Raw genomic sequence first — 228 nt, forward strand, 5'->3', positions numbered from 1 at the left:
CGTTCTGGGGCTGGCAGTCGGTGATCGTGGTGATGCTGATCAGCCTGCCGCTGGGTTACACCACCACCAAGGAATACGCCGAGATCGAATTCTCCGGCGCGGTGTGGATGACCGTGGTCTGGGTGGCCTACGCCATCGTGTTCTTCACCACCTTGGTGCAGCGCAAGACCAAGCACATCTACGTCGGCAACTGGTTCTTCGGCGCGTTCATCGTCGTCATCGCCATGT

At 59.6% G+C, this 228-nt stretch carries 1 pseudogene; it reads left to right on the forward strand.

What is annotated here, in order from left to right:
* A pseudogene (locus ACW9HW_RS30205) lies at positions 1-228 on the forward strand (cytochrome C oxidase Cbb3); the annotation flags it as partial.

It is taken from the genome of Pseudomonas sp. SDO5532_S415, assembly GCF_054071155.1.